The following is a 22,029-nucleotide window of genomic DNA, read 5'->3' as shown; positions in this document are numbered from 1 at the left end:
GATTAGCTGTCAGGATAAGTTGACACTGAGGCGAAGTTTGAGCGGGTTGGGATTAACAGTCAAGCTCTGATGCCATTTTTGCCATACGACATCACGTTTGTAGCACAGGCTTTTTCCGCATAAATTTTTGATTATATTATAAATAAGCAGACAGGGCGGCAGCGTCTCACTGCCTACCGTGTCGCCAAGAAACGTATCACTAAGAGCTATATCACCAAGAGCCGTATCACTAAGAGCCCTGTGACCAAGAGCTCTGCCATAACGAGCGGTACACCTATTGCTGTAAGTATGGCTTGTTAAGGGGTGGCGGTTTGGCTTTTCCCCATTAAGCGTTTTACCAACTCGCGCCGCAACTGTGACAAGCTCGGAGCCGCTTGCCCATGCCAAGGCAGTGGCCGCATGAGGGTCATGGTTTTTAACCCAAGGCGAGCGGTGAGCAAGCCAACTCCCCAACCCTTGGCGACGCGGCCAGAAACACGTCCTGCGAGGTTCACCGACAGGACATCAAACCCAACATCCGTCATCGCCTCACTCGCCCCCGCAAGCGCCATGTTGGTAAGCACCATCTTGAGCAAGCTAAATCGAGCTTTAACCCCAAGCTGAATGCCATACACGTTGGCAATCTTGGTCATCAAGTGAAAGTTTCGCCACGCCACCAGCAACATATCAGCCACCGCGAGTGGACTCACTGCCACCATTAATGCCGCTTCTTGCGAGTGTTTCGTGACCAACGCACGTGCCACTTTATCTTGTGCGCTCAGTACCCGTTGTTCATATAGGCCCAAAATTTCGCTGTCATTATGGGTTGCCGTGATCGCTTGCTGCCACTGTGTAAAAGCAGCGCTCTGTGTTTGTCCGGTTTGCTCCGCTACTGGTGACGAAAAAACGTTCGCCCTGCCCAACAGCATCACTGGTCAGCAGTTGCTCGGCCTGCTGGCGTACCGCATCCCGTTGCACCAGACGACGCATGGCGCACCACTCTTTACCCACCGCCACCAAGCCAGTCGTCGCGATGGCGATCAGCAAACCTTGCCAGCCAAGGCTCAGCCAATCTTGCGCGAGCCAGCTTTGATACACACTGTCAGCGGATTGCCACAACGCCAGTAGCAGGGTTGCCAACATAAGAAATGGCCACACCCGGCGTTGCTTGCGTAACGAAGGGGCAAGCGTCGCATCAAGCGATGCTTCCCACTCAGCACTTGCCGCTGGCGTGAATTCGTTTTCCGATTCAAATGTGGTGCCTTGCTGTATCTGGCTATCTAATGCTGTTTCGTCTATCTCGGCATCCTGTGCAAAGGTTTGTTTTGGCTTGTATTGGGTCATGACCACCTCATCTATCGAAATTTATCGCCAAGCAAATAATCTAGGGCTTTATCCATCCGGATATGCGGCAAAGGGGCATCTAACGGCGCCGGCTGCGGACGAAACGACGGAAAATCAAACCCTTGGTCTTGCCAGAAGTCGTCAGCTGGTAATTGGGCCGGCACATCGCCTGGGTACAATGTCACCGGGCTGTTATCGACCAAATTGCCTTTTAACGCGCTTCGGTTACTCCCTTTTACTGAGACATAACCCGGTGTGGTCGCTTCAATCGCAGCGACGCTTTGACAGCGCATCTCTATGCCTTCAAACGCCGCCTGTTGCCACGCTTGATGCACAATTTGTTGCAACAGACTCACCATATTTGGGTGCTGCTCTGGTGTGACATGATCCGCTTTGGTAGCGGCAAACAACACTTTATCGATGCGGGGTGAAAAGAGCCGTTTGAGTAACCCTGACTTGCCGTATTTAAAGCTTTGCATCAGCTGCTCGACGGCGAGGCGCATATCGTGAAACGCCGCGGGCCCCGCATTCAACGGCTGTAAGGTGTCGACCAGAATGATTTGGCGATCAATTTTGGCAAAGTGCTCGCGATAGAAATGGGCGACCACATGTTCACAGTAATAGTCATAGCGGGCTTTAAGCACTCCATAGTTCGACTCTTTGCCTGCTTTGGCGAGGTCTTGTTCGTTTTCCGTGCCAACCCATGGAAAGAACTGCACCACAGGCGCACCGGCTAGTTCGCCTGGCAACACAAATCGGCCAGGTTGCACCCAGTGTAAACCACCATGCGCTTTACACTGGTGTAAAAAGGCGGTGTAGTCTTCGGCAATATCTGCCAGCTTTTTTTCATCAGCAGGTGCAAACGGGTCTAGCGCCGCGGCTTTGGTTGCCCACCTGCCAGCCAATTCGCCCCGACGCCCGGTTAATAATCCAGACTGTTTTGCTGACCACTGCGAATACGTTTGGCTTAACAAGGGTAAATCGAGTAGCCACTCTCCGGGGTAGTCGATAATATCAACGTACAAGGTCGCCATGTCGTTAATTGCTCTCAGTGCCGCAGACTGCGGTCGATACCGCACCGCGAGGCGTACTTCACTGACATCGCGCGTCGGTGATGGCCAAACCGGTGGCGTACTGTGTAGCGCTTGCATGGCGGTGTCGTAATCAAAAGCGGGCAAGTGCATATGTGGATGTGGCTCACGACGCGCACCGAGCCCTCGGCCTTGTTGCACTAATTGCATAAGCGGTAAATTAGGCTCAGTGCCCAAATGCGTCAGCTGGTTAATCAGTGAGGTGATAAACGCCGTTTTCCCCGCACGTGACAGGCCAGTGACCGCAAGACGAACATGACGGTCAGCACCTCGGCTGGCCCACTGCTTTACACGCTTTTTCACTGATGGCATAAGTAAATATGGCTCCTTGAACCGCCAAGCTGCCCATGACAGGCAGCCGATTTGGCGTGATTGAGTGCTTATGTTGATAATTTGAGGCGAATTATAACTTTTTAAACGCTTGATCGACATTAAAGGCCGAGGATGTCACATAGGCTTCCATCTGAGTGACTTTGTCTTCCATTTGCGTGAACTCACGGTTGAGATCACCGATCAGTTGACTGGCTGACTTGCCGGATTGCCACGGCTTTTGTTTCACTTGGTGCTCTGGCGCAGCGTGGGTCGGTTCGACGGTTTCTTGTTCTTGCGCGGGTTTTTATCTAAAATCAACACCGCCGCGATGTAAGCGACCACGACAAAAAAACCGAAGCCGAGCAAAAACGCGGAAACCGTCAGGATCCGGACCAACCAGGTTTCCATCCCAAAGTGATTCGCAAGCCCGGCACACACACCGGCAATGCGGCCGTTGTCTGGGTCTCGATATAAGGTTCCCCTCATGCGCGTTGCCTCCATTGTGGCGCTTCCGCATCCAGCAAGCGCTCTAAATTATCCACACGGGCTTGTAGTTTTTCAGCACGCTGAGCCAGCTGCTGCAACGTTTCGTAATCTTGCCCACTTAAGCCTTGCTCAACTTGGCGTTTACTGCGGTAGTGCAGCAACAGCCACAGTGGGGCCACGAACAGTAAAAATATCGCCAGGGGAAAACCAAGAAATAGTGATGACATGTCTGCTCCTCGTCATATGGGTTATGATTGATTATCTTTCATTTTAGCTTTCAAAGACGCCAGCTCTTTCTCAATTTCATCTTGCGCTTGCAGATCCGCGAACTCATCGTCTAATCCTTTGCCTTTGCCCACTTGGTAGCTGTCGGCTTCAGCTTCTAGTTCGTCAATACGACGCTCGTATTGTTCAAATTTCGCCATGGCTTCGTCCGCTCGGCCACTCCCTAGATGGCGACGCACATCACGACGATTACCTGCGGTTTCACGGCGAAGGGTTAGTGATTGCTGACGTGCCCGCGTTTCGCTTAGCTTGGTTTCAAGCGCTGCAATTTCACCCGTTAGTTTTTCAACGCTTTCATCAATTAAGCTTAACTCTTCATCGAGTGCGACTTTGACATCATGCGCTTTCTGTTTCTCAATTAGGGCGGCCCGCGCGAGATCTTCACGATCTTTTTGTAACGCTAACGAGGCTTTTTCTTGCCACTCTTGAATTTGTCGCTCAATGTTTTCAATCTTACGCGCAACTTCTTTTTTATCCGCCATCGCTTTCGCTGACGAGGTCCGCACCTCTACTAAGGTGTCTTCCATTTCTTGAATGATCAAACGGACCATTTTTTGTGGATCTTCCGCCTTATCGAGCAACGCGTTGACATTGGCATTGACGATATCTGCAAAACGAGAAAATATTCCCATCACTGACTCCCTATATTGATTCAAGTTTGTTTAAACCTGTTCAATCTTATTCAAACGGTGTGCCAACTTTTTAGGTGCTATTTTTCAATCAGTTAAAACCAGTTGCGTCGATCTTCTAAACCGTTCATGATGAATAAAACCACTATTTGGTAAAAATCGCCATGCGAGAACAAGATAACTTACTCGGGGAGTCCGACCGTTTTTTAGCCGTGTTAGATCATGTCAGCAGGCTGGCACCGCTCAACCGTCCCATTCTGATTATGGGTGAGCGCGGCACCGGGAAAGAGTTGATCGCGCAGCGCCTACATTATCTCTCGTCCCGTTGGTCACAACCGCTTGTGAGCTTGAACTGTGCGGCGTTAAGCGAGGGGCTGATCGATTCTGAGCTGTTTGGCCATGAGGCCGGTGCTTTTACCAGTGCCAAGGGCCGACATGCGGGCCGATTTGAGCGCGCTGAGGGCGGGACGTTATTTTTGGACGAAATTGCCACCGCACCTCAGGGCGTGCAAGAAAAGTTACTCCGTGTGATTGAATATGGCGAATATGAACGTGTTGGCGGCACCACCCCTTTGCGTGCGGATGTTCGGCTGGTGTGCGCTACTAATGAAGATCTGCCCACGCTTGCCCAACAAAATCAGTTTCGTCCTGACCTATTGGATCGACTCGCCTTCGATGTCATCCATCTCCCCCCGCTTCGCGAGCGCCAGCAGGATATCTTGATCATGGCCGAGCACTTTGCTATGAAAATGGCGGTTGAGCTTGGTTATCCATTGTTCGCAGGCTTTTCGCAACAAGCTCAAACACAATTGCTGACACACACTTGGCCAGGCAATGTGCGAGAGTTGAAAAATGCGGTTGAGCGGGCGCTTTCTCGCCATAATGATGCCAACACGCCTATCGATACCATTTGCCTTGACCCGTTTTCCCCGCCTTGGCAGGCTCAGCAGACGGCGCGTGCTCCGTCAGCGGTCCAAGATTCACTTCCAGCTTTGCCCGTCGATCTGCGGGAGTGGCAAACCATACAAGAACGCGAGTTGGTCACAGCGGCATTATCGCAAGCCAACTATCATCAGAGGAAGGCCGCGCAGTTACTTGGCCTAAGCTACCATCAATTGAGGGGGCTGCTGCGCAAATATGACGTGGGACAAGACAACTAGCATTGTGGCAATCAACCGGTACGGGCTCAGGGACAACTCGCGACAAAGAAACACAAGATAGCCCCTACTTTACTTGGTGGTAAGACTGTTTCGGTGGTAGATTACGGGATTCACTTTGATAGCTGATTTTACTTGGTTTATGCGCGTTTTTTTCCAGTTTTTGATCCTGGGCGTAAGCGGTCTGGTTCTCGCAGGTTGTGATGCGGCCAACGATCAACGTGCGGCCGACAACCGTGGTTTTGTGTTTTGTGGTCAAGGCCAACCTAATACATTTAACCCTCAGTTGACCGATGGCGGCCTGACCGCGGACACCTTATCGAGCCAGCTATACGACCGTCTGCTTCGACTGAACCCTGACACCTACCAACCAGAGCCAATGCTCGCGAAAAGTTGGGAGGTCAGTGACGACGGTAAAACCTATACGTTTGTACTTCGTCGCGGCGTTGCCTTCCACCGCAGTGTGACGTTCACGCCCTCTCGTTATCTGAATGCAGAGGACGTTGTCTTCTCTTTTCGTCGCTTGATTAATCCCCGTCACCCTTTTCATCGCATTTCTGGCGGTCAATATCCATGGTTCGATAGCATGGATTTTTCAGGTTTAGTCTCGAGTGTCAAAGCGACCGATACCTACCGTGTACAATTTACCCTCTCCCGGCCCGATGTGTCTTTTCTTTCAACATTGGCCACCAAGTTTTCGGTGATTCTTTCAAAAGAGTACGCCAACCAATTATTAGAAGCTGGGACACCAGAAAAAATCGACACCTATCCGGTGGGAACCGGCCCGTTCGCCATGGCTGAGTATCAGCCTCGTGAACTGATTCGCCTACGCCGCCACTGGCAATATTGGCAAGGTCCAGCCCCTATGGAACAGGTGGTCTTTGATATCTCAACCCGAGGCACTGGCACCTTGGCGAAAATGCTCACCGGTGAATGTGATGTGCTCGCTTCTCCCGTCGCCAGCCAGTTGCCGGTGGTGATTGATGATCCGCGTTTTCGTTTATCCTCAAATGGGATGAACGTGGCGTTCATTGCACTCAACACTCGCCATCCGGCGCTCTCGGAAGTAGAGGTTCGTCAGGCGATCAACTTGGCGATTAATCGCGGTGCCTTACTCAGCTCGGTGTACTATGGTACCGGCACTCCCGCCACTAGCTTATTACCTCCGATGTCATGGGCATATGATCCGAATCGTCAAAGTAAATATGATCCCAAGCTCGCGGCGGCTTTACTCGCTAAAGCGGGGTATCGCCATGGGTTCAGTGTTGACTTAACGGTGCCATTAAAACCCACGGCATTTAATCCCAGTCCACGTAAAACCGCCGAGCTGATCCAAGCTGACCTCGGAGAAATTGGGATAGACGTTAATATCATTCCCGAAAAAACCGTTAACCGCGCATCCATTCGGGAAGGCGACGATAGTCACGATATGGTGCTCACCGGTTGGGTGGCCGATAATGGCGATCCCGATGCTTTTTTACGTCCTCTACTGACCTGTAATGCCAAGTTCACGGGATGGAATATCGCCAATTGGTGTAACCGCTTTTTTGATCAAACTTTAAATGAGGCGATTGCGACAGACAATATCGCCATGCGCAAAACCTTATACCGTGACGCGCAAACCATTCTTGACCGCAGAATGCCGGTGGTGCCGCTTGCGCATGGCATTCAACACCAAGTCCGTGATGCGCATTTAACCGGGCTGACGATGACCCCTTTTGGGGCGGACAGTTTTGCTGATGTGTCACGGGAGCGCTAAACCATGTTGATCTATACTTTACGACGCTTCAACTTATTCTTGATCACCTTGGTCATTCTCACGTTGGTCGCTTATAACATCATTTTATTGTCGCCTGATTCGGTGTGGCACCAATATGACTATTGGTTAGGGTGGATTTATTATCTACGCCAACTCATTGATGGAAACCTCGGGGCCACCGCAAATGGTGAGCCGGTGATTAATACCCTTTCACATGTCGCACCGGCGACGTTGGAGCTGTGTATTTCCGCCCTGGTAATTAGCGTGATGGTGGGGGTACCGCTTGGCACACTCGCAGGGCTGCGCAGTCAAGGGCCCACCGATAAGGTAATTTCATCTCTCGCGCTGATCGTATTTTCGATTCCTACCTTTTGGTTAGCGATCTTACTGATCATGGTGTTTTCACTCGACTTACAATGGTTCCCAGTCTCGGGCCGGTATAACCTTTTGTATGAGATCCCACACATTTCCGGATTTGCGTTGGTCGATTTATGGCTCTCGGATTTACCACTTCAAGGAAAAGTGGCGACCGATATCATGCGTCATCTTGCGCTCCCGACTCTAACACTGGCAGTGGTACCGACGACTGAAATTATCAAAATGGTCAGAAACTCGATGGCCTATGTCATGAGTCAGAATTACATTAAAGCGGCCGCTACCAAGGGGCTATCGAAAACTGAGATTGTGCTTCGTCATGGGATGAAAAACGCGATTCCGCCAATCATTCCCAACTTTGGTTTATTGGTTTCCACCATGGTGACCTTTGTGATCATCGTAGAGTCAGTGTTTAACTGGCCAGGTATTGGGCGCTGGTTACTTGATGCCTTACTTGCCAAAGACTACACATCCGTGCAAGCGGGCGTGCTAGCGATCGGTGGGTTTGTGTTACTGATTAATATTATCTCCGATGTGCTAGGGGCTTTTATGAATCCACTGGTAAGGAAGAAATGGTATGCCCTCAAATAATGTTTACGTCGAACAGCATATTCCCACTCAGTTTGAACGCACTTGGAATGCCTTCCGCCGCAACAAATTAGCGGTGATTGGCTTTTGGTGTCTGGCTGGGCTTATCTTGGTGACCCTCTTTGCGCCGTTGCTCGCGCCTTGGAATCCGCAACATCAAACCGGTCAACTTTTGATGCCACCCTCTTGGGTACAGTCTGGGCAGATTGAGTTCTTTCTCGGCACCGATGATTTAAGCCGAGATATGCTGTCGCGCTTAGTTGCGGGCTCTCGCTTAACCTTTGGTTTTGCCCTGATAACGGCATTAACCGCGTCGCTGGTCGGCGTCGCTATCGGTGTACTCGCAGGGATGACCAAAGGCCTAAAATCCAGTGTGTTAAACCACATTCTTGATAGCATTCTTTCTATTCCTTCTCTGCTATTGGCAATTATTGTGGTCGCATTTCTCGGCGTTGGTGAAACCCAGGTGTTGCTCGCGATTTGGTTATCATTGATCCCGCGTATTATTCGTGCAGTGTATACCGCGGTCCACGATGAAATAGAAAAGGACTACATCATCGCTGCACGTTTAGACGGGGCGAATGATATCTATTTGCTACACCATTCTATTTTACCCAATATTGTCACCGTGTTGAGTACAGAAGTGACCCATGCGATCTCGGTAGCGATCTTGGATGTTGCTGCGCTCGGCTTTTTGGGGTTAGGGGCTCAACCTCCGGCCCCCGAATGGGGCGCAATGCTCGGCGACTCTATCGAGCTGATTTTTACCGCCCCCTGGACAGTGACGCTACCCGGTATGGCCATTGCGTTTAGCGTGTTGGTTGTTAACCTTGTGGGTGAAGGGGTCAGCCAAGCCATCAACGCAGGAACTGAATAATGCCGTTATTAGATATTCGACACCTGACCATCGAGATTGAAACGCCTCAAGGAATGGTTAAAGCGGTAGATAGAATGAGCTTGACCATTAATGACGGCGAAATCCGCGGCCTAGTAGGTGAATCGGGCTCAGGCAAAAGCTTGGTCGCTAAGGCCATTTGTGGTGTGACCAAAGATCAATGGCATGTTAGCGCCGACCGCTTACGCTTGGCAATATTGATTTACTGGAGCTGCCCGCCAGAGAGCGTCGCCACGTGGTGGGTAAAGACATTGCGATGATTTTTCAAGAGCCCTCCACCTGTCTTGACCCCTCTGAAGTGGTGGGACATCAGCTTGAAGAAGCCATTCCTCCGCGTCCTTTCTGGTCAGTTGGTGGCAACGCTTAAACTGGCGTAAACAGCATTCTATCGCCCTACTTCACAAGGTGGGAATAAAGGATCATCGGCGGGTGATGGACAGCTACCCGTACGAGCTCACCGATGGCGAGTGTCAAAAAGTGATGATTGCGATGGCGATCGCCAACCGTCCTCGGCTATTAATTGCGGATGAACCGACCAATGATTTGGATCCCATCACACAAGCACAAATATTCCGATTACTCAGCCGTACGAATCAACTGTCGAACACGACGATTTTGCTGATTAGCCATGATCTTACCTTGGTCACGCGTTGGGCAGATAGAATTACTGTGATGTATTGTGGTCAGTCAGTGGAATCAGGGAATCGCGAACAAATCCTGACAACCCCGCATCATCCTTATACAGATGCATTATTACGGACCATGCCGGATTTCAGCCGCGAGATCCCGCATAAAAGCAAGTTAGAAACGTTGCCAGGATCAATACCGCCATTGCAACATTTACCCATCGGTTGCCGACTGGGGCCACGTTGTCCTTATGCGCAACGAAAATGCGTGGAAGTGCCACGGACCCAGAAAGTAAAAAATCATAAATTTGCCTGTCATTTCCCGCTCAACATGGAGAACAACCATGGCCGCTCTTCTTGAAATCGATGGGCTATCAAAAGACTATCATCACCGCACTGACTGGCTGAAAAAACGCGTGACTCATGCGGTGAAACCGGTCTCGTTCTCATTGGATGTGGGTGAGACAATTGCATTTGTGGGAGAAAATGGCTCAGGAAAATCGACCCTTGCAAGGATGATTGCTGGCGTGGTTGAACCGACTGCCGGACAAATCCGCGTGAATGGCGACCTGCTCCACTATAAAGATTATCAAACGCGCTGCAAGCTCATCCGGATGATCTTTCAAGACCCGAATACGTCACTGAACCCACGCAACCAGATTGGACAAATATTAGAAGGGCCTTTGCGTAGAAATACCAATATGACGCCTCAAGAGCGCGGAAAACGGATAAAAAATACCTTACTGCGGGTTGGCTTAATCCCCGAACATGCTTATTTTTATCCGCAAATGCTCGCCACTGGGCAAAAACAGCGGGTCTCGCTAGCAAGAGCGTTGATTTTGCAACCCAGTGTGATTGTTGCCGATGAGGCGTTAAATGGCTTGGATATGTCGATGCGGTCGCAGATCATCAATCTGCTCCTCGAGCTGCAAGAGGAAATGGGGCTGTCTTATGTTTATGTGTCGCAACACATGGGGGTGATTAAACATGTGACCGACAAGCTGATGGTGATGCAAAAAGGCGAAGTGGTTGAATCGGGCGACACCGCGTCGCTATTTGCTAAACCACAGCATAGCCTCACTCAGCGGCTTATCGATAGCCACTTTACCGCCCCTGTTTTAGACAGACGGTCTCGCAAATCCCCAAGCACACGGCCATAATGCCAATAGGGGCGGCCTGCTAAGCTTGCCGCCCAACCTTTTTACACGCTTATCAGTGTGGCATTAAGTGCGTAAGGATTGATTAATCGTATTTAACACAGCCGCCGGGTCGGCGGCTTGTGTGACAGGTCGACCAATCACTAAGTAATCAGACCCGGCATTCACCGCTTCTACTGGGGTCATGATACGGCGCTGATCGCCCACGGCGCTGCCGGCCGGCCGGATCCCTGGGGTAACCAGCTTAAAGCTCTCACCACACTGCGCTTTAAGCATACTGGCTTCATGCGCTGAACACACTACCCCATCAAGCCCTGCCTGTTTGGTTAAGCCAGCCAAACGCTGTACTTGGGCTTGAGGTGAAACATGGATCCCACTATCCGCTAAGTCTGCCTCTGTCATACTCGTAAGTACCGTCACACCAATGAGCCACGGACGATTGCCGCCATAGGGCGTTAACGCTTCGCGCGCGGCTACCATCATGCGCTCCCCCCCAGATGCATGTACATTGACCATCCATACACCTAGCTCTGCCGCTGCCGCCACAGCACGGGCACAGGTATTCGGGATATCATGGAACTTGAGATCGAGAAAGACGTCGTGTCCACCTGCATGAAGCTGTTTAACAAACGCCGGCCCAAACAAAGTAAACATTTCCTTGCCGACTTTTAGACGACATGAACCTGGCTCGATTTTATCCGCAAAGGCTAACGCTTGGTGCATATCTGCATAATCAAGTGCCACGATGACTTTTGGGTCGTGCATTTTGTCTCCTCGTTCCTCATTGAATTCTTACACACGGCATCATGCCGCAACAACTGATAAAAAAACGGCGATGCCTAAGCATCGCCATTACTCCCCATCAAGCCCCCGAATCGGCCTTGATAGCCCCCCAACTTTTGCAAGATGGGCATTGCCAATAAAGCGCATGGGTGGAAAAACCACATTTGCGACATCGGTAATGGGGTTTGACTTTCATTTGCTCGGCGACCAAGTCTTTCAAGGTGTTTAGGCTGGCTTTTGCACGCCCTTCCTCTGCTTGCTCCACATGGTATTCCATTAACTTATGAAAGCCGCGCATGGTGGGATTACGCGTAAGCTGGCGGGTGAGAAAACTCTGTGCCATGGCAATATTTTCGTTGCTGCCAATGACTTCAGAGAGCATGAGCTCAGCGCTGACGCCCGCGTTCTCTTCAATACATTCTTTTAAAAAACGTACCAGCTGCATCTCACGCCCCAAGGCGCGATAGCTTTCTGCGAGCAAAGGCAGCGCTTCACTGACAAAATCGGCATCCTGCTCTAAGATATTCTCGAGCTGTTTAAGCGCGCCTTTATAGTCTTCATGCTGGATATCGAGCCTTGCCAGCTTTAAGCTCGCCCGCACACAACTTTTATCGTAAGACAAGGCACGGCGTAATAATTGTCGCGCTTTGTGCTCATCCCCCTCAGCGAGTTGCTGCATTGCAAGCTCACAGTGAAAATGGGCAATATCTTTACGCAGCTTATGTTTGCCCATTTTGACCAGCTTCGCAGCGGTATCGATTGCTTGCTCCCATTCTCGCGTTTGTTGCGAAATGGCAAGCAATTGCTGAAGGGCGAATTCTCGATAATCTGGCTCATCAACCAGCTCTGCAAAGATTTTCTCGGCGCGATCAAAAAAACCCGCGACCATATAATCTTTAGCGAGCTGCTGCATCGCAAGATTACGCTGATCTAACGTAAGATTGGGGCGGGCAATTAAGTTTTGATGGATCCGGATGGCTCGGTCGACTTCACCACGAGAGCGAAATAAATTGCCCAAAGCGAGATGAGTATCAATGGTTTCGTTATCGACCTGTAACAGCTCAATAAACAAGTCGACCGCTTTATCTGATTGCTCAGACAGCAGCAAATTGAGCCCCGCCACATATTGGCGCGACAAATGATGGGACTGTTCTTGCCGTCGATGACGAGCATTCCTGTTACCCATGTACCAACCGTAACCGGCGGCAATGGGAAGTAACAGAAACAACAGCTCTAGCATGGATTATTTTTCCTTAAGCGGGTCCGTACGCAACTTATCAAGTTCTTTGCGTTGTTTTTCCACCTGTTTACGTAGTCCTCGAGCCGTCATCCGAGCCTTGAGGTATAGCGCACCGCAAACGAGCCAACCAATACCAAATCCGATGACAAAGACAATCCCCAAGATGACCGATAAACGAAACTCACCCTGAGCGATTAAATAATTAAAATTGACCACAGCTTGGTTCTGCGCTCCTAGCGCCAAGGCGATCAAAAAGCATAATACCAAAAACAGAATGCCGAGTATTTTCACAAGTATTCCCTCATTGCGAAAGGCCGAATGCCCGATCAGTGATGTAGATAGACAAAGTGCGAGGCACCTGCCACTGTGAACGTTTACGCTTGATTTCAATATCAAACGTCATCTTGAGCTTGCCCCTAGCTTACGCTTTATTCAGGCTAAGGTTAATCCAAATAATAACGTATCAGTCGTAGGTACAAGATCTTAAACAGGAGGTATGATTATGCAGGAAATTCGTCACGCAAGCTATGATCGACGGACATAAAAAAACGGCATACTCTCAGCATGCCGTCTTTTTCAGCGTCTATCGATTAACCATAAATGTTAACGCGATCACGAAGCTCCTTACCAGGTTTAAAGTGAGGGACGTATTTACCGTCTAACTCAACTTTCTCGCCTGTTTTAGGATTACGCCCTACACGAGGCGCGCGATAATGTAGTGAGAAACTACCAAAACCACGGATTTCAATACGATCACCGCTTTCTAGTGTGCTTGCCATATGTTCAAGGATCTCCTTGATGGCATCCTCTACCTGCTTCGCAGACAGATGGGTTTGCTGACTACAGAGCCTTTCAATCAACTCAGATTTGGTCATAAACACCCCGCTTTAGTATGTTTCTCAACAGTATAGACACAGAGGGGGAATATTTCCCCCTCAACGTATACATTATTCGCTTTTCGCTGCTGCTTTAAACGCGTCAGCCATCGCGTTGCCGATAGAACCTTCTTCGGTTTTGTTCAGGCTCGCGACTGCTTCTTGCTCGTCAGCTTCGTCTTTCAGACGTACAGACAGGTTAAGAACGCGGTTCTTACGGTCAACACCGGTGAACTTCGCTTCAACACTGTCGCCAACTGAAAGCACTTGTGTCGCGTCTTCAACACGATCACGCGATGCTTCAGAAGCACGCAGATAACCTTCAACACCTTCTGCTAGCTCAACAGTTGCGCCTTTCGCGTCAACATCGGTTACCGTACCATTAACGATAGCACCTTTTTTGTTGGCTGCCAGGTAGTTGTTGAATGGGTCTTCTTCCATCTGCTTGATGCCGAGTGAGATACGCTCACGCTCTGCGTCAACCTGAAGAACCACTGCTGAGATCTCGTCGCCTTTCTTGTATTCACGAACGGCTTCTTCACCGGTTGCGTTCCAAGAAATGTCAGACAAGTGAACCAGACCGTCGATGCCGCCGTCTAGACCGATGAAGATACCGAAGTCAGTGATTGACTTGATCTTACCAGTAACACGGTCACCTTTGTTCTGAGTTTCAGCGAATTGCTGCCATGGGTTGGCTTTACACTGTTTCAGACCTAGGCTGATACGACGACGCTCTTCGTCGATGTCCAGAACCATAACTTCAACTTCGTCACCCACGTTAACCACTTTAGATGGGTGGATGTTTTTGTTGGTCCAGTCCATTTCAGACACGTGTACCAGACCTTCAACGCCTTCTTCGATTTCAACGAAGCAGCCGTAGTCAGTTAGGTTGGTTACGCGACCCGTCAGCTTGTGACCTTCTGGGTAACGCTTAGCAATTGCTACCCATGGATCTTCACCCAGTTGTTTCAGACCGAGTGATACACGAGTACGCTCACGATCAAACTTCAGAACTTTAACGTTGATTTCGTCACCAACATTAACGATTTCTGATGGGTGCTTAACGCGCTTCCACGCCATATCAGTGATGTGAAGCAGGCCGTCAACGCCGCCCAGATCAACGAACGCACCATAGTCAGTCAGGTTCTTAACGATACCTTTAACTTCCATGCCTTCTTGCAGAGAAGCTAGCAGCTCGTCACGTTCAACACTGTTTTCTGACTCGATAACTGCACGACGAGAAACAACAACGTTGTTGCGCTTCTGGTCAAGCTTGATCACTTTGAACTCGAGCTCTTTGCCTTCCAGGTGAGAAGTGTCACGTACTGGACGAACGTCAACCAGTGAACCCGGTAGGAACGCACGGATGCCGTTCAGTTCTACGGTGAAACCACCTTTCACTTTACCGTTAATAACACCATTAACAGTTTCAGCTTCTTCGTACGCTTTTTCTAGCTGGATCCAAGCTTCGTGACGCTTAGCTTTCTCGCGAGAAAGCTGAGTTTCACCGAAACCATCTTYCACTGCGTCCAGGCTACATCGACTTCACCGCCTACTTCAATTTCAAGTTCGCCAGCAGCGTTCTTGAATTGGTCAGCCGGAATGGACGATTCAGATTTCAGGCCTGCGTCAACCAGAACAAAACCGTTCTCGATAGCAACAACAGTACCCTTAACAATAGAACCTGGGCGAGTTTCGATTTCTTTTAGAGACTCTTCAAAGAGTTGAGCAAAAGATTCAGTCATTATATTTAAATCTTCAATTTGATAAACGTCCACGGGTATCCTACCGCATGGGGTTGTTAAATATGTTAGCTATCATCCTTGCAGCTAACAGTTATAGACTGCTTATGCAGCCGATAATTTGCTTTCAATAAACGCCAGCGCCCGCTCGATCACCTCGTCAATCGATAATGAGGTAGAATCTAGCTCTAGGGCGTCAGACGCAGGGCGTAATGGTGCCACCGCACGGTTGCGATCACGATCATCACGCTCTTGAATTTCACTTAAAAGGCCATCAAAGGTAACATTAACCCCCTTGCCTTGCAACTGATGCTGACGACGGCGTGCACGCTCTTCAGCACTGGCATCTAAGAAGATTTTAGCTTCTGCCTGCGGGAAAACCACGGTCCCCATATCACGTCCGTCGGCAATCAAGCCAGGTTGACCAGCAAAAGCACGCTGGCGGCGTAATAATGCTTCACGTACTCGAGGTAACGCCGCCACTTTTGAAGCTTGATTGCCTACCTGCTCTGTCCGCAAGGTTCCCGAGACATCCTCGCCTTCGAGGATCACCTTAACCAAGTCACCTTCGGCCAAAAACTGCACGTCTAAGTTTGCGGCCAGTGGCACCAGTGCGTCTTCGGATTCAGTATCAACATCATGATGAATCGCTGCGAGTGCCAATACCCGGTAGATAGCACCAGAATCGAGCAGGTGCCAACCGAGCTTTTCAGCCAGTCGCATACATAAGGTTCCTTTTCCTGCACCGCTTGGTCCATCGACTGTAATAACAGGCGCCTGTGTCGGCATAAATCTCTCCACATTGGTCTCGATCGCTTACCGCGCCCATTCTATCGCTTCATGCGTTTTTATCACATCATGCTTTCGCGCAAACGGGCGGTTCAATAATTCGAGGGGTAGTATAGAAGAAATAGGCAAGAAAATCATTGCTGCTGCATCAATACCAGCAGCAATGAGGAACACGTTGGGCCTCACCCTTAAGCACTGATCGCCGCAAGCTTGTCAAAGTAATCAGGGAAGGTTTTTGAGGTACAGCCCGGATCGTTAATCGTCACCGACGTGTCACTGAGCGCCACCAGTGAAAAACACATCGCCATGCGGTGATCGTCATAAGTATCAATCGCGGCATGCTTGAGTTGCTCAGGTGGCTCAACATACAGATAATCTTCGCCTTCTTCGACCACCGCACCGAGTTTTTTCAACTCCGTTGCCATCGCATAAAGTCGATCAGTTTCTTTGACACGCCAATTATACACGTTGCGAATCCAGGTCGGTCCACTTGCAAATAAGGCAGTCACTCCAATCGTCATGGCCGCATCGGGAATGTGGTTAAAATCCATATCCACACCGTTGAGTGTATTCCGACGCGCTAAAACGTAATCGTCGCCCCACTCTATTTCCGCTCCCATGGCGGCAAGTGCATCAGCAAACTGGATGTCACCTTGCACACTTTTTCGTCCAATGCCTGTTACTTTGACTTCACCGCCTTTGATCGCGGCAGCCGCGAGAAAGTAAGAGGCGGACGACGCATCACCTTCGACCATAAAATGCCCGGGCGATTGATAGCGCTGACCTGCTGGCACCACAAATTGCTGGTAGTTATCGTTTTGCACCTCAATGCCAAACTGCGCCATGATAGCAAGCGTAATATCAATATACGGTTTCGAGACTAAGTCGCCTTTGATGGTAATCCGCGTGTCTTGCCGTGCAAACGGGGCGGCCATGAGCAGTGCAGTCAAAAACTGGCTAGATATACTACCATCGATGTTAACTTCACCACCGACTAATCCAGTGCCTTTGATGTGCAATGGCGGGTAACCCTCGGTCTCTAAATAACGGACATCAGCGCCAATCGCATTGAGCGCGTCGACTAAGTGGCCAATGGGGCGTTCTTTCATTCTGGGTTCACCCGTCAAGGTGACCTCACCTTTGCCAAGACAAAGTGCCGCGGTCAAAGGTCGCATCGCTGTACCGGCATTACCCAAAAATAATTCAAGCGGTGTGTCTGTCTGAAAGGCTTGTCCTCGCCCTTCAACTACACACTCGGTGCGATCCGAAGACAACTGATACGGCACACCCAACGCGGTAAATGCATTGAGCATATGTCGAATATCATCGCTATCAAGTAAGTTGGTCAATCGTGTCGTTCCCGACGCTAATGCGGCGAGCAGCAATGCGCGGTTAGACACACTTTTCGAGCCAGGTAGGTTAATTTGGCCATTCACATGAGAAACGGGGGAAAGTGTCAGTTGCTCCATTCTGGTTTATATCCATGATGCTTAGTGACTCCAGAGTAACCAAAATACAAGCTGTCTCACAATTATTATTTTTATCAAAGTGTCGATAAAGGAAATGAAGTAGAAACAACAACGCCCCATTGGCGCATAGCCGCTGGGGCGCGAGGCGTTTTATACCTGATTAGGCGTATTTTTTCTCAAATTCGGCCATAAAGTCGACTAAAGCCTGTACTCCCTCAAGCGGCATCGCATTATAGATAGACGCACGCATCCCACCGACATCACGATGCCCTTTTAGTGCATGCAAGCCTTGTGCGGTCGCCTCCGCGAGGAAAGTTTCATCCAGATCACTGTTGGCCAGTTGAAATGGTACATTCATCAGTGAACGGTTGTCAGGATGAATCTGGTTGCGGTACAAGCTTGACTGGTCAATCGCATCATATAATAACGCCGCTTTTTGCTGGTTGCGGGCATACACGGCTTCAATACCACCCAGTGTTTTTAACCACTTAAAGACTTCAGCCGCGAGATACCAGCCAAAGGTCGGTGGTGTGTTAAACATGGAGTCTTTATCCGCCAGAACTTTGTAGTTGAGTACGCTCGGCAACACCTCTTTGGCTAGACCGAGCAAGTCATCACGCACAACCACCAATGTCAGACCAGCAGGGCCAATGTTCTTTTGCGCCCCCGCGTATATGACACCATATTTAGACACATCAATTGGACGTGACAAGATGGTCGATGACATATCGGCCACGATCGGCTTATTGGTTTCAGGCAAATCGTTAATTTCAATGCCGTCGATGGTTTCATTAGGGCAAAAATGCACATATGCGGCGTCGTCACTGAGCAACCAGTCTTTGGCTGGCGAGATGGCTCGCTGACCTTCGCGCTCGCGTCGAACATTAATCACATTCGGCGTGCAATAGCGCTTTGCTTCTTTGACAGCACTCTCGGCCCAATAGCCACCATCAACATAATCTGCAATGGTATGATTACCCATCAGGTTCATTGGCACCGCGGCAAATTGTGCACGCGCGCCACCTTGGCAAAACAGAATATGATAATTCTCTGGGACAAACAGTAATTCACGAAGATCCTGTTCAGATTGGCGTGCTAACGATAAAAATGCCTCACTGCGATGCGAGACTTCCATCACTGACGTGCCAAGGCCTTGCCAGTTCATGAGTTCTTTTTGCGCTTTAAGCATGACCTCACGTGGCAGCATCGCCGGGCCAGCTGAAAAGTTATAGACCTTATCCATGTTGGGGAGGGGCTCCTGCTTTTTGTCATCTCCCGCGTCCGTTGGACGGTAAGAAAACTCGTTGTTTTAAAAAAGACGCTGGTTTTTAAAGCCGTTCATTTTAAAAGGCGTGTGATTGATTTAACACGTTTCACATACATTTTGAAAGCACCAAGATATATTCCACCGTGATTTCTTGGCTCTCGCTGATATTTTTTAGCGCTACCTAATTAGTAGGCAATAAAAAAGGGTGCAGTTCACTGCACCCTTCAATCTTATAGCAAAGTCACGATTAAGCGTTTGGATCATCATCCGGCGTTGACGCGTCGTCTTGATCATCGCTCACCGTTGACGAAGCATCATCGCTCGATGCTAACGCATCGGAACCTTCTGCCTTATTGGTCGCCGCCGCTTCGTTCGCGAGGGCTTCGATTTCTGCTTCGTCAGGCTCTTCAATGCGCTGTAAGCCAACCACTTTCTCATCGTCGCTCACGCGGATCAGGCGAACTCCTTGGGTATTTCGACCCACTTGGCTCACTTCTTCGGCGCGTGTACGTACCAATGTGCCAGCATTGGTGATCATCATCAGCTCATCGCCTTCACACACCTGAATGGCACTGACGACATCACCGTTACGTTCGGAGACTTTGATGGACACTACACCTTTGGTGGCACGGCTCTTGGTCGGATATTCATCCAGAGCGGTACGTTTACCAAAGCCGTTTTCGGTCACCGTCAAGATCTCAGCGCCTGCTTGAGGGATAATCAGCGAGACCACTTGGTCGTTCTCGGCCAATCGAATACCTCGAACCCCTGCAGCGGTGCGGCCCATGGCGCGCACGGTGTCATTTGAGGCGACAAAACGTACAACTTTACCGAATTGCGAGAACAGCATCACTTCACTGCTATCATCCGTAAGCTGCGCGCCAATTAGGCTATCGTTATCACGTAAGTTCACCGCAATGATGCCCGCGCTACGGGGACGACTAAAGTCGGTCAATGGCGTTTTCTTCACCGTGCCGTGTGCGGTTGCCATGAAGACATATTTATCTTCCTCGTACTCACGCACCGGAAGAATCGCGGTAATTCGTTCACCTTCTTCAAGCGGTAGTAAGTTAACAATCGGCTTACCACGCGCATTACGTGACGCGTGCGGCAATTGATAAACCTTGAGCCAGTACATCCGGCCACGCGTGGAGAAGCACAAGATAGTGTCATGGGTATTGGCCACCAATAGACGCTCGATGAAGTCTTCATTTTTCATGCGCGTTGCGGACTTACCTTTACCACCACGGCGTTGCGCATCATAGTCACTCAATGCTTGATACTTGACGTACCCATCGTGTGACCAAGTTACCACGACGTCTTCTTGGTTAATCAAGTCTTCGATATCAATGTCGGCACTCGCCGCAGTGATTTCGGTCAGGCGTTTGTCACCAAAGCTATCACGCACGGCTTCCAGCTCTTCACGGATCACTTCCATCAAGCGCTCAGTGCTCGCCAAGATGTGTAGTAGCTCAGCGATTTGCTCTAGAAGGCCTTTGTACTCGTCCAAGATCTTTTCGTGCTCAAGCCCAGTGAGCTTATGCAAACGCAGATCCAAGATAGCTTGAGCTTGTTGCTCGGTGAGATAGTAAGAACCATCATCACGGGCACCAAATTCTGACGCGAGCCACTCTGGGCGAGCATTTTCGCCCCCAACGGCTTCTAGCATGGCCGATACGCCACCGAGAGCCCAGCCTTGGTCTTGTAGCTTTTGCTTAGCCACTGCAGGGGTCGGCGCTTGACGAATAAGCTCAATCACTTCATCGATGTTGGCAAGCGCCACCGCCAGCCCTTCAAGGATATGGGCACGATCGCGCGCTTTACGCAATTCGTAAACCGTTCGACGTGTGACCACTTCGCGACGGTGATTCACGAAGCATTTCAACATTTCTTTTAGGTTGAAAAGCTTCGGCTGATTGTTATCCAGCGCCACCATGTTGATACCAAACGAGGTCTGCAATTGGGTTTGCGCGTAGAGGTTATTCAGCACCACTTCGGCAACCGCGTCACGGCGACATTCGATAACAATCCGCATGCCGTCTTTATCCGACTCATCACGTAGCGCGGAAATGCCATCGATTTTTTTGTCTTTAACCAGCTCGGCGATTTTTTCAATCAAACGCGCTTTGTTAACTTGGTAAGGGATCTCGTTAACAACAATGGTCTCTTTACCATTTTTTCTGTTTCGATATCCGCTTTGGAACGTAGGTAGATTTTACCACGGCCCGTTTTGTAGGCGTCTTCAATCCCTTTACGACCATTAATCATTGCCGCGGTAGGAAAGTCAGGACCGGGGATATAGTCCATCAACTCGTCGATGGTAATATCTTCGTTATCGATATAAGCCAGACAACCATTAACCACTTCGGTTAAGTTGTGAGGCGGGATGTTGGTTGCCATCCCGACCGCTATCCCCGACCCGCCGTTGACGAGAAGATTAGGTACGCGCGTTGGCAATACATCCGGGATTTGTTCAGTGCCATCGTAGTTAGGCACGTAATCCACGGTTTCTTTATCAAGATCGGCGAGCAGTTCATGGGCAATTTTGGCCATGCGCACTTCGGTGTAACGCATTGCCGCCGCAGAATCGCCGTCAATAGAACCGAAGTTACCTTGACCGTCTACCAACATGTAGCGCAGCGAAAATGACTGCGCCATTCGCACAATGGTGTCGTAAACCGCACTATCACCGTGTGGGTGATACTTACCGATCACATCACCGACCACACGGGCCGATTTCTTATATGGCTTGTTCCAGTCGTTGCCAAGTACGTTCATCGCGAATAATACGCGGCGGTGTACTGGCTTTAGGCCATCACGCACGTCAGGAAGAGCTCGGCCAACAATGACGGACATTGCATAGTCGAGGTACGAGCTTTTTAGCTCCTCTTCGATATTGACTGGCGTGATCTCTTTAGCAAGATCGCTCATGGAGCCAACATCCCTTCAAAATAATGTTTGCGTATTCAAATACGTGACCACGGAGAATAACACAAAGCCTCTTACGAGACACGTGAATATGGTCAAGATGTATCACGTATCTCGTTAGTAGACGCTCTGAACAGGTCTATAAGGATAAAAACCCACCACTTGCGTATTCGGCTATGCATTTTGACGAACAAAAGCCCACAATGTGTCTGAGCGCGTTGGCATGATGTCTTACGTCTACGTGACAGATAGG

General features: G+C 49.9%; 15 protein-coding genes and 6 pseudogenes. 6 read left to right on the top strand and 15 right to left on the bottom strand.

Annotation, left to right across the window (positions count from 1 at the left end; genetic code table 11):
* Positions 1 to 296 precede the first annotated feature (296 nt).
* From DZ54_RS23900 to pspA, 6 genes and pseudogenes are all read right to left on the bottom strand, one after another.
* On the bottom strand, positions 297 to 908 hold the full coding sequence (locus tag DZ54_RS23900; RefSeq protein WP_081721562.1) for a TIGR01620 family protein: 612 nt from the start codon (positions 906 to 908) through the stop codon (positions 297 to 299).
* The gene (locus tag DZ54_RS23895) at positions 799 to 1,323 is read right to left on the bottom strand and encodes a hypothetical protein (RefSeq protein WP_081721561.1); all 525 of its coding nucleotides are present in this window, start codon (positions 1,321 to 1,323) and stop codon (positions 799 to 801) included. The genes DZ54_RS23900 and DZ54_RS23895 overlap by 110 nt, the downstream gene beginning before the upstream one ends.
* Before the next feature lie 11 nt (positions 1,324 to 1,334).
* Positions 1,335 to 2,726, bottom strand: a complete 1,392-nt coding sequence (locus DZ54_RS0101310) for a YcjX family GTP-binding protein (protein ID WP_025672848.1) — start codon at positions 2,724 to 2,726, stop codon at positions 1,335 to 1,337.
* 91 nt (positions 2,727 to 2,817) lie between these two features.
* Positions 2,818 to 3,212: pseudogene (pspC, locus tag DZ54_RS17985) on the bottom strand (envelope stress response membrane protein PspC).
* Entirely contained in the window at positions 3,209 to 3,439 is a 231-nt protein-coding gene (gene pspB, locus DZ54_RS0101300) for an envelope stress response membrane protein PspB (protein WP_021022379.1), read from the bottom strand. The pseudogene pspC and the gene pspB overlap by 4 nt, the downstream one beginning before the upstream one ends.
* A 21-nt stretch (positions 3,440 to 3,460) precedes the next feature.
* Positions 3,461 to 4,129 carry a phage shock protein PspA gene (gene pspA / locus DZ54_RS0101295; protein WP_025672847.1) on the bottom strand — a complete coding sequence of 223 codons (669 nt, stop codon included), beginning with the start codon at positions 4,127 to 4,129 and terminating at the stop codon, positions 3,461 to 3,463.
* A 161-nt stretch (positions 4,130 to 4,290) separates the two neighbouring features.
* Here pspA and pspF point away from each other — a divergent pair, with 161 nt between their 5' ends.
* From pspF to DZ54_RS0101265, 6 genes and pseudogenes are all read left to right on the top strand, one after another.
* A complete protein-coding gene (gene pspF, locus DZ54_RS0101290) occupies positions 4,291 to 5,286 on the top strand; it encodes a phage shock protein operon transcriptional activator (protein ID WP_025672846.1) in 996 nt (331 codons plus the stop codon).
* Positions 5,287 to 5,425: 139 nt separating this feature from the next.
* A complete protein-coding gene (sapA, locus tag DZ54_RS0101285; protein WP_025672845.1) occupies positions 5,426 to 7,042 on the top strand; it encodes an ABC transporter substrate-binding protein SapA in 1,617 nt (538 codons plus the stop codon).
* A 3-nt stretch (positions 7,043 to 7,045) separates the two neighbouring features.
* Positions 7,046 to 8,008: an ABC transporter permease gene (locus DZ54_RS0101280; RefSeq protein ID WP_025672844.1), complete on the top strand. Its 963-nt coding sequence runs from the start codon at positions 7,046 to 7,048 to the stop codon at positions 8,006 to 8,008.
* On the top strand, positions 7,995 to 8,882 hold the full coding sequence (sapC, locus tag DZ54_RS0101275; protein ID WP_025672843.1) for a putrescine export ABC transporter permease SapC: 888 nt from the start codon (positions 7,995 to 7,997) through the stop codon (positions 8,880 to 8,882). Before DZ54_RS0101280 ends, sapC begins: the two co-directional genes overlap by 14 nt.
* A pseudogene (locus DZ54_RS17980) lies at positions 8,882 to 9,887 on the top strand (peptide ABC transporter ATP-binding protein). Before sapC ends, DZ54_RS17980 begins: the two are co-directional and overlap by 1 nt.
* A gap of 97 nt (positions 9,888 to 9,984) precedes the next feature.
* Positions 9,985 to 10,686: pseudogene (locus tag DZ54_RS0101265) on the top strand (peptide ABC transporter ATP-binding protein); the annotation flags it as partial.
* A 63-nt stretch (positions 10,687 to 10,749) separates the two neighbouring features.
* Here the strand turns inward: DZ54_RS0101265 and pyrF are convergent.
* From pyrF to gyrA, 9 genes and pseudogenes are all read right to left on the bottom strand, one after another.
* Positions 10,750 to 11,448, bottom strand: coding sequence for an orotidine-5'-phosphate decarboxylase (gene pyrF / locus DZ54_RS0101260; protein WP_025672841.1), 699 nt, complete (start codon positions 11,446 to 11,448; stop codon positions 10,750 to 10,752).
* A gap of 87 nt (positions 11,449 to 11,535) precedes the next feature.
* Positions 11,536 to 12,706, bottom strand: a pseudogene (gene lapB / locus DZ54_RS17975) (lipopolysaccharide assembly protein LapB).
* A gap of 3 nt (positions 12,707 to 12,709) precedes the next feature.
* Complete coding sequence (locus DZ54_RS0101250) at positions 12,710 to 12,997, bottom strand: LapA family protein (RefSeq protein ID WP_025672840.1); 288 nt, start codon at positions 12,995 to 12,997, stop codon at positions 12,710 to 12,712.
* A 299-nt stretch (positions 12,998 to 13,296) separates the two neighbouring features.
* Entirely contained in the window at positions 13,297 to 13,581 is a 285-nt protein-coding gene (gene ihfB, locus DZ54_RS0101245) for an integration host factor subunit beta (RefSeq protein ID WP_021022390.1), read from the bottom strand.
* Positions 13,582 to 13,653: 72 nt separating this feature from the next.
* Positions 13,654 to 15,326, bottom strand: a pseudogene (rpsA, locus tag DZ54_RS17970) (30S ribosomal protein S1).
* A 102-nt stretch (positions 15,327 to 15,428) separates the two neighbouring features.
* Entirely contained in the window at positions 15,429 to 16,112 is a 684-nt protein-coding gene (gene cmk, locus DZ54_RS0101235; protein WP_025672839.1) for a (d)CMP kinase, read from the bottom strand.
* A 188-nt stretch (positions 16,113 to 16,300) separates the two neighbouring features.
* The gene (aroA, locus tag DZ54_RS0101230; protein WP_025672838.1) at positions 16,301 to 17,581 is read right to left on the bottom strand and encodes a 3-phosphoshikimate 1-carboxyvinyltransferase; all 1,281 of its coding nucleotides are present in this window, start codon (positions 17,579 to 17,581) and stop codon (positions 16,301 to 16,303) included.
* A 160-nt stretch (positions 17,582 to 17,741) separates the two neighbouring features.
* On the bottom strand, positions 17,742 to 18,824 hold the full coding sequence (gene serC / locus DZ54_RS0101225; RefSeq protein ID WP_025672837.1) for a 3-phosphoserine/phosphohydroxythreonine transaminase: 1,083 nt from the start codon (positions 18,822 to 18,824) through the stop codon (positions 17,742 to 17,744).
* 271 nt (positions 18,825 to 19,095) lie between these two features.
* Positions 19,096 to 21,779: pseudogene (gyrA, locus tag DZ54_RS17965) on the bottom strand (DNA topoisomerase (ATP-hydrolyzing) subunit A).
* Positions 21,780 to 22,029: the final 250 nt, after the last annotated feature.

Source organism: Salinivibrio socompensis S35, assembly GCF_000513715.1.
Taxonomy (GTDB): Bacteria; Pseudomonadota; Gammaproteobacteria; order Enterobacterales; family Vibrionaceae; genus Salinivibrio; species Salinivibrio socompensis.
This window is presented reverse-complemented; position numbering and strand designations above follow the sequence as displayed.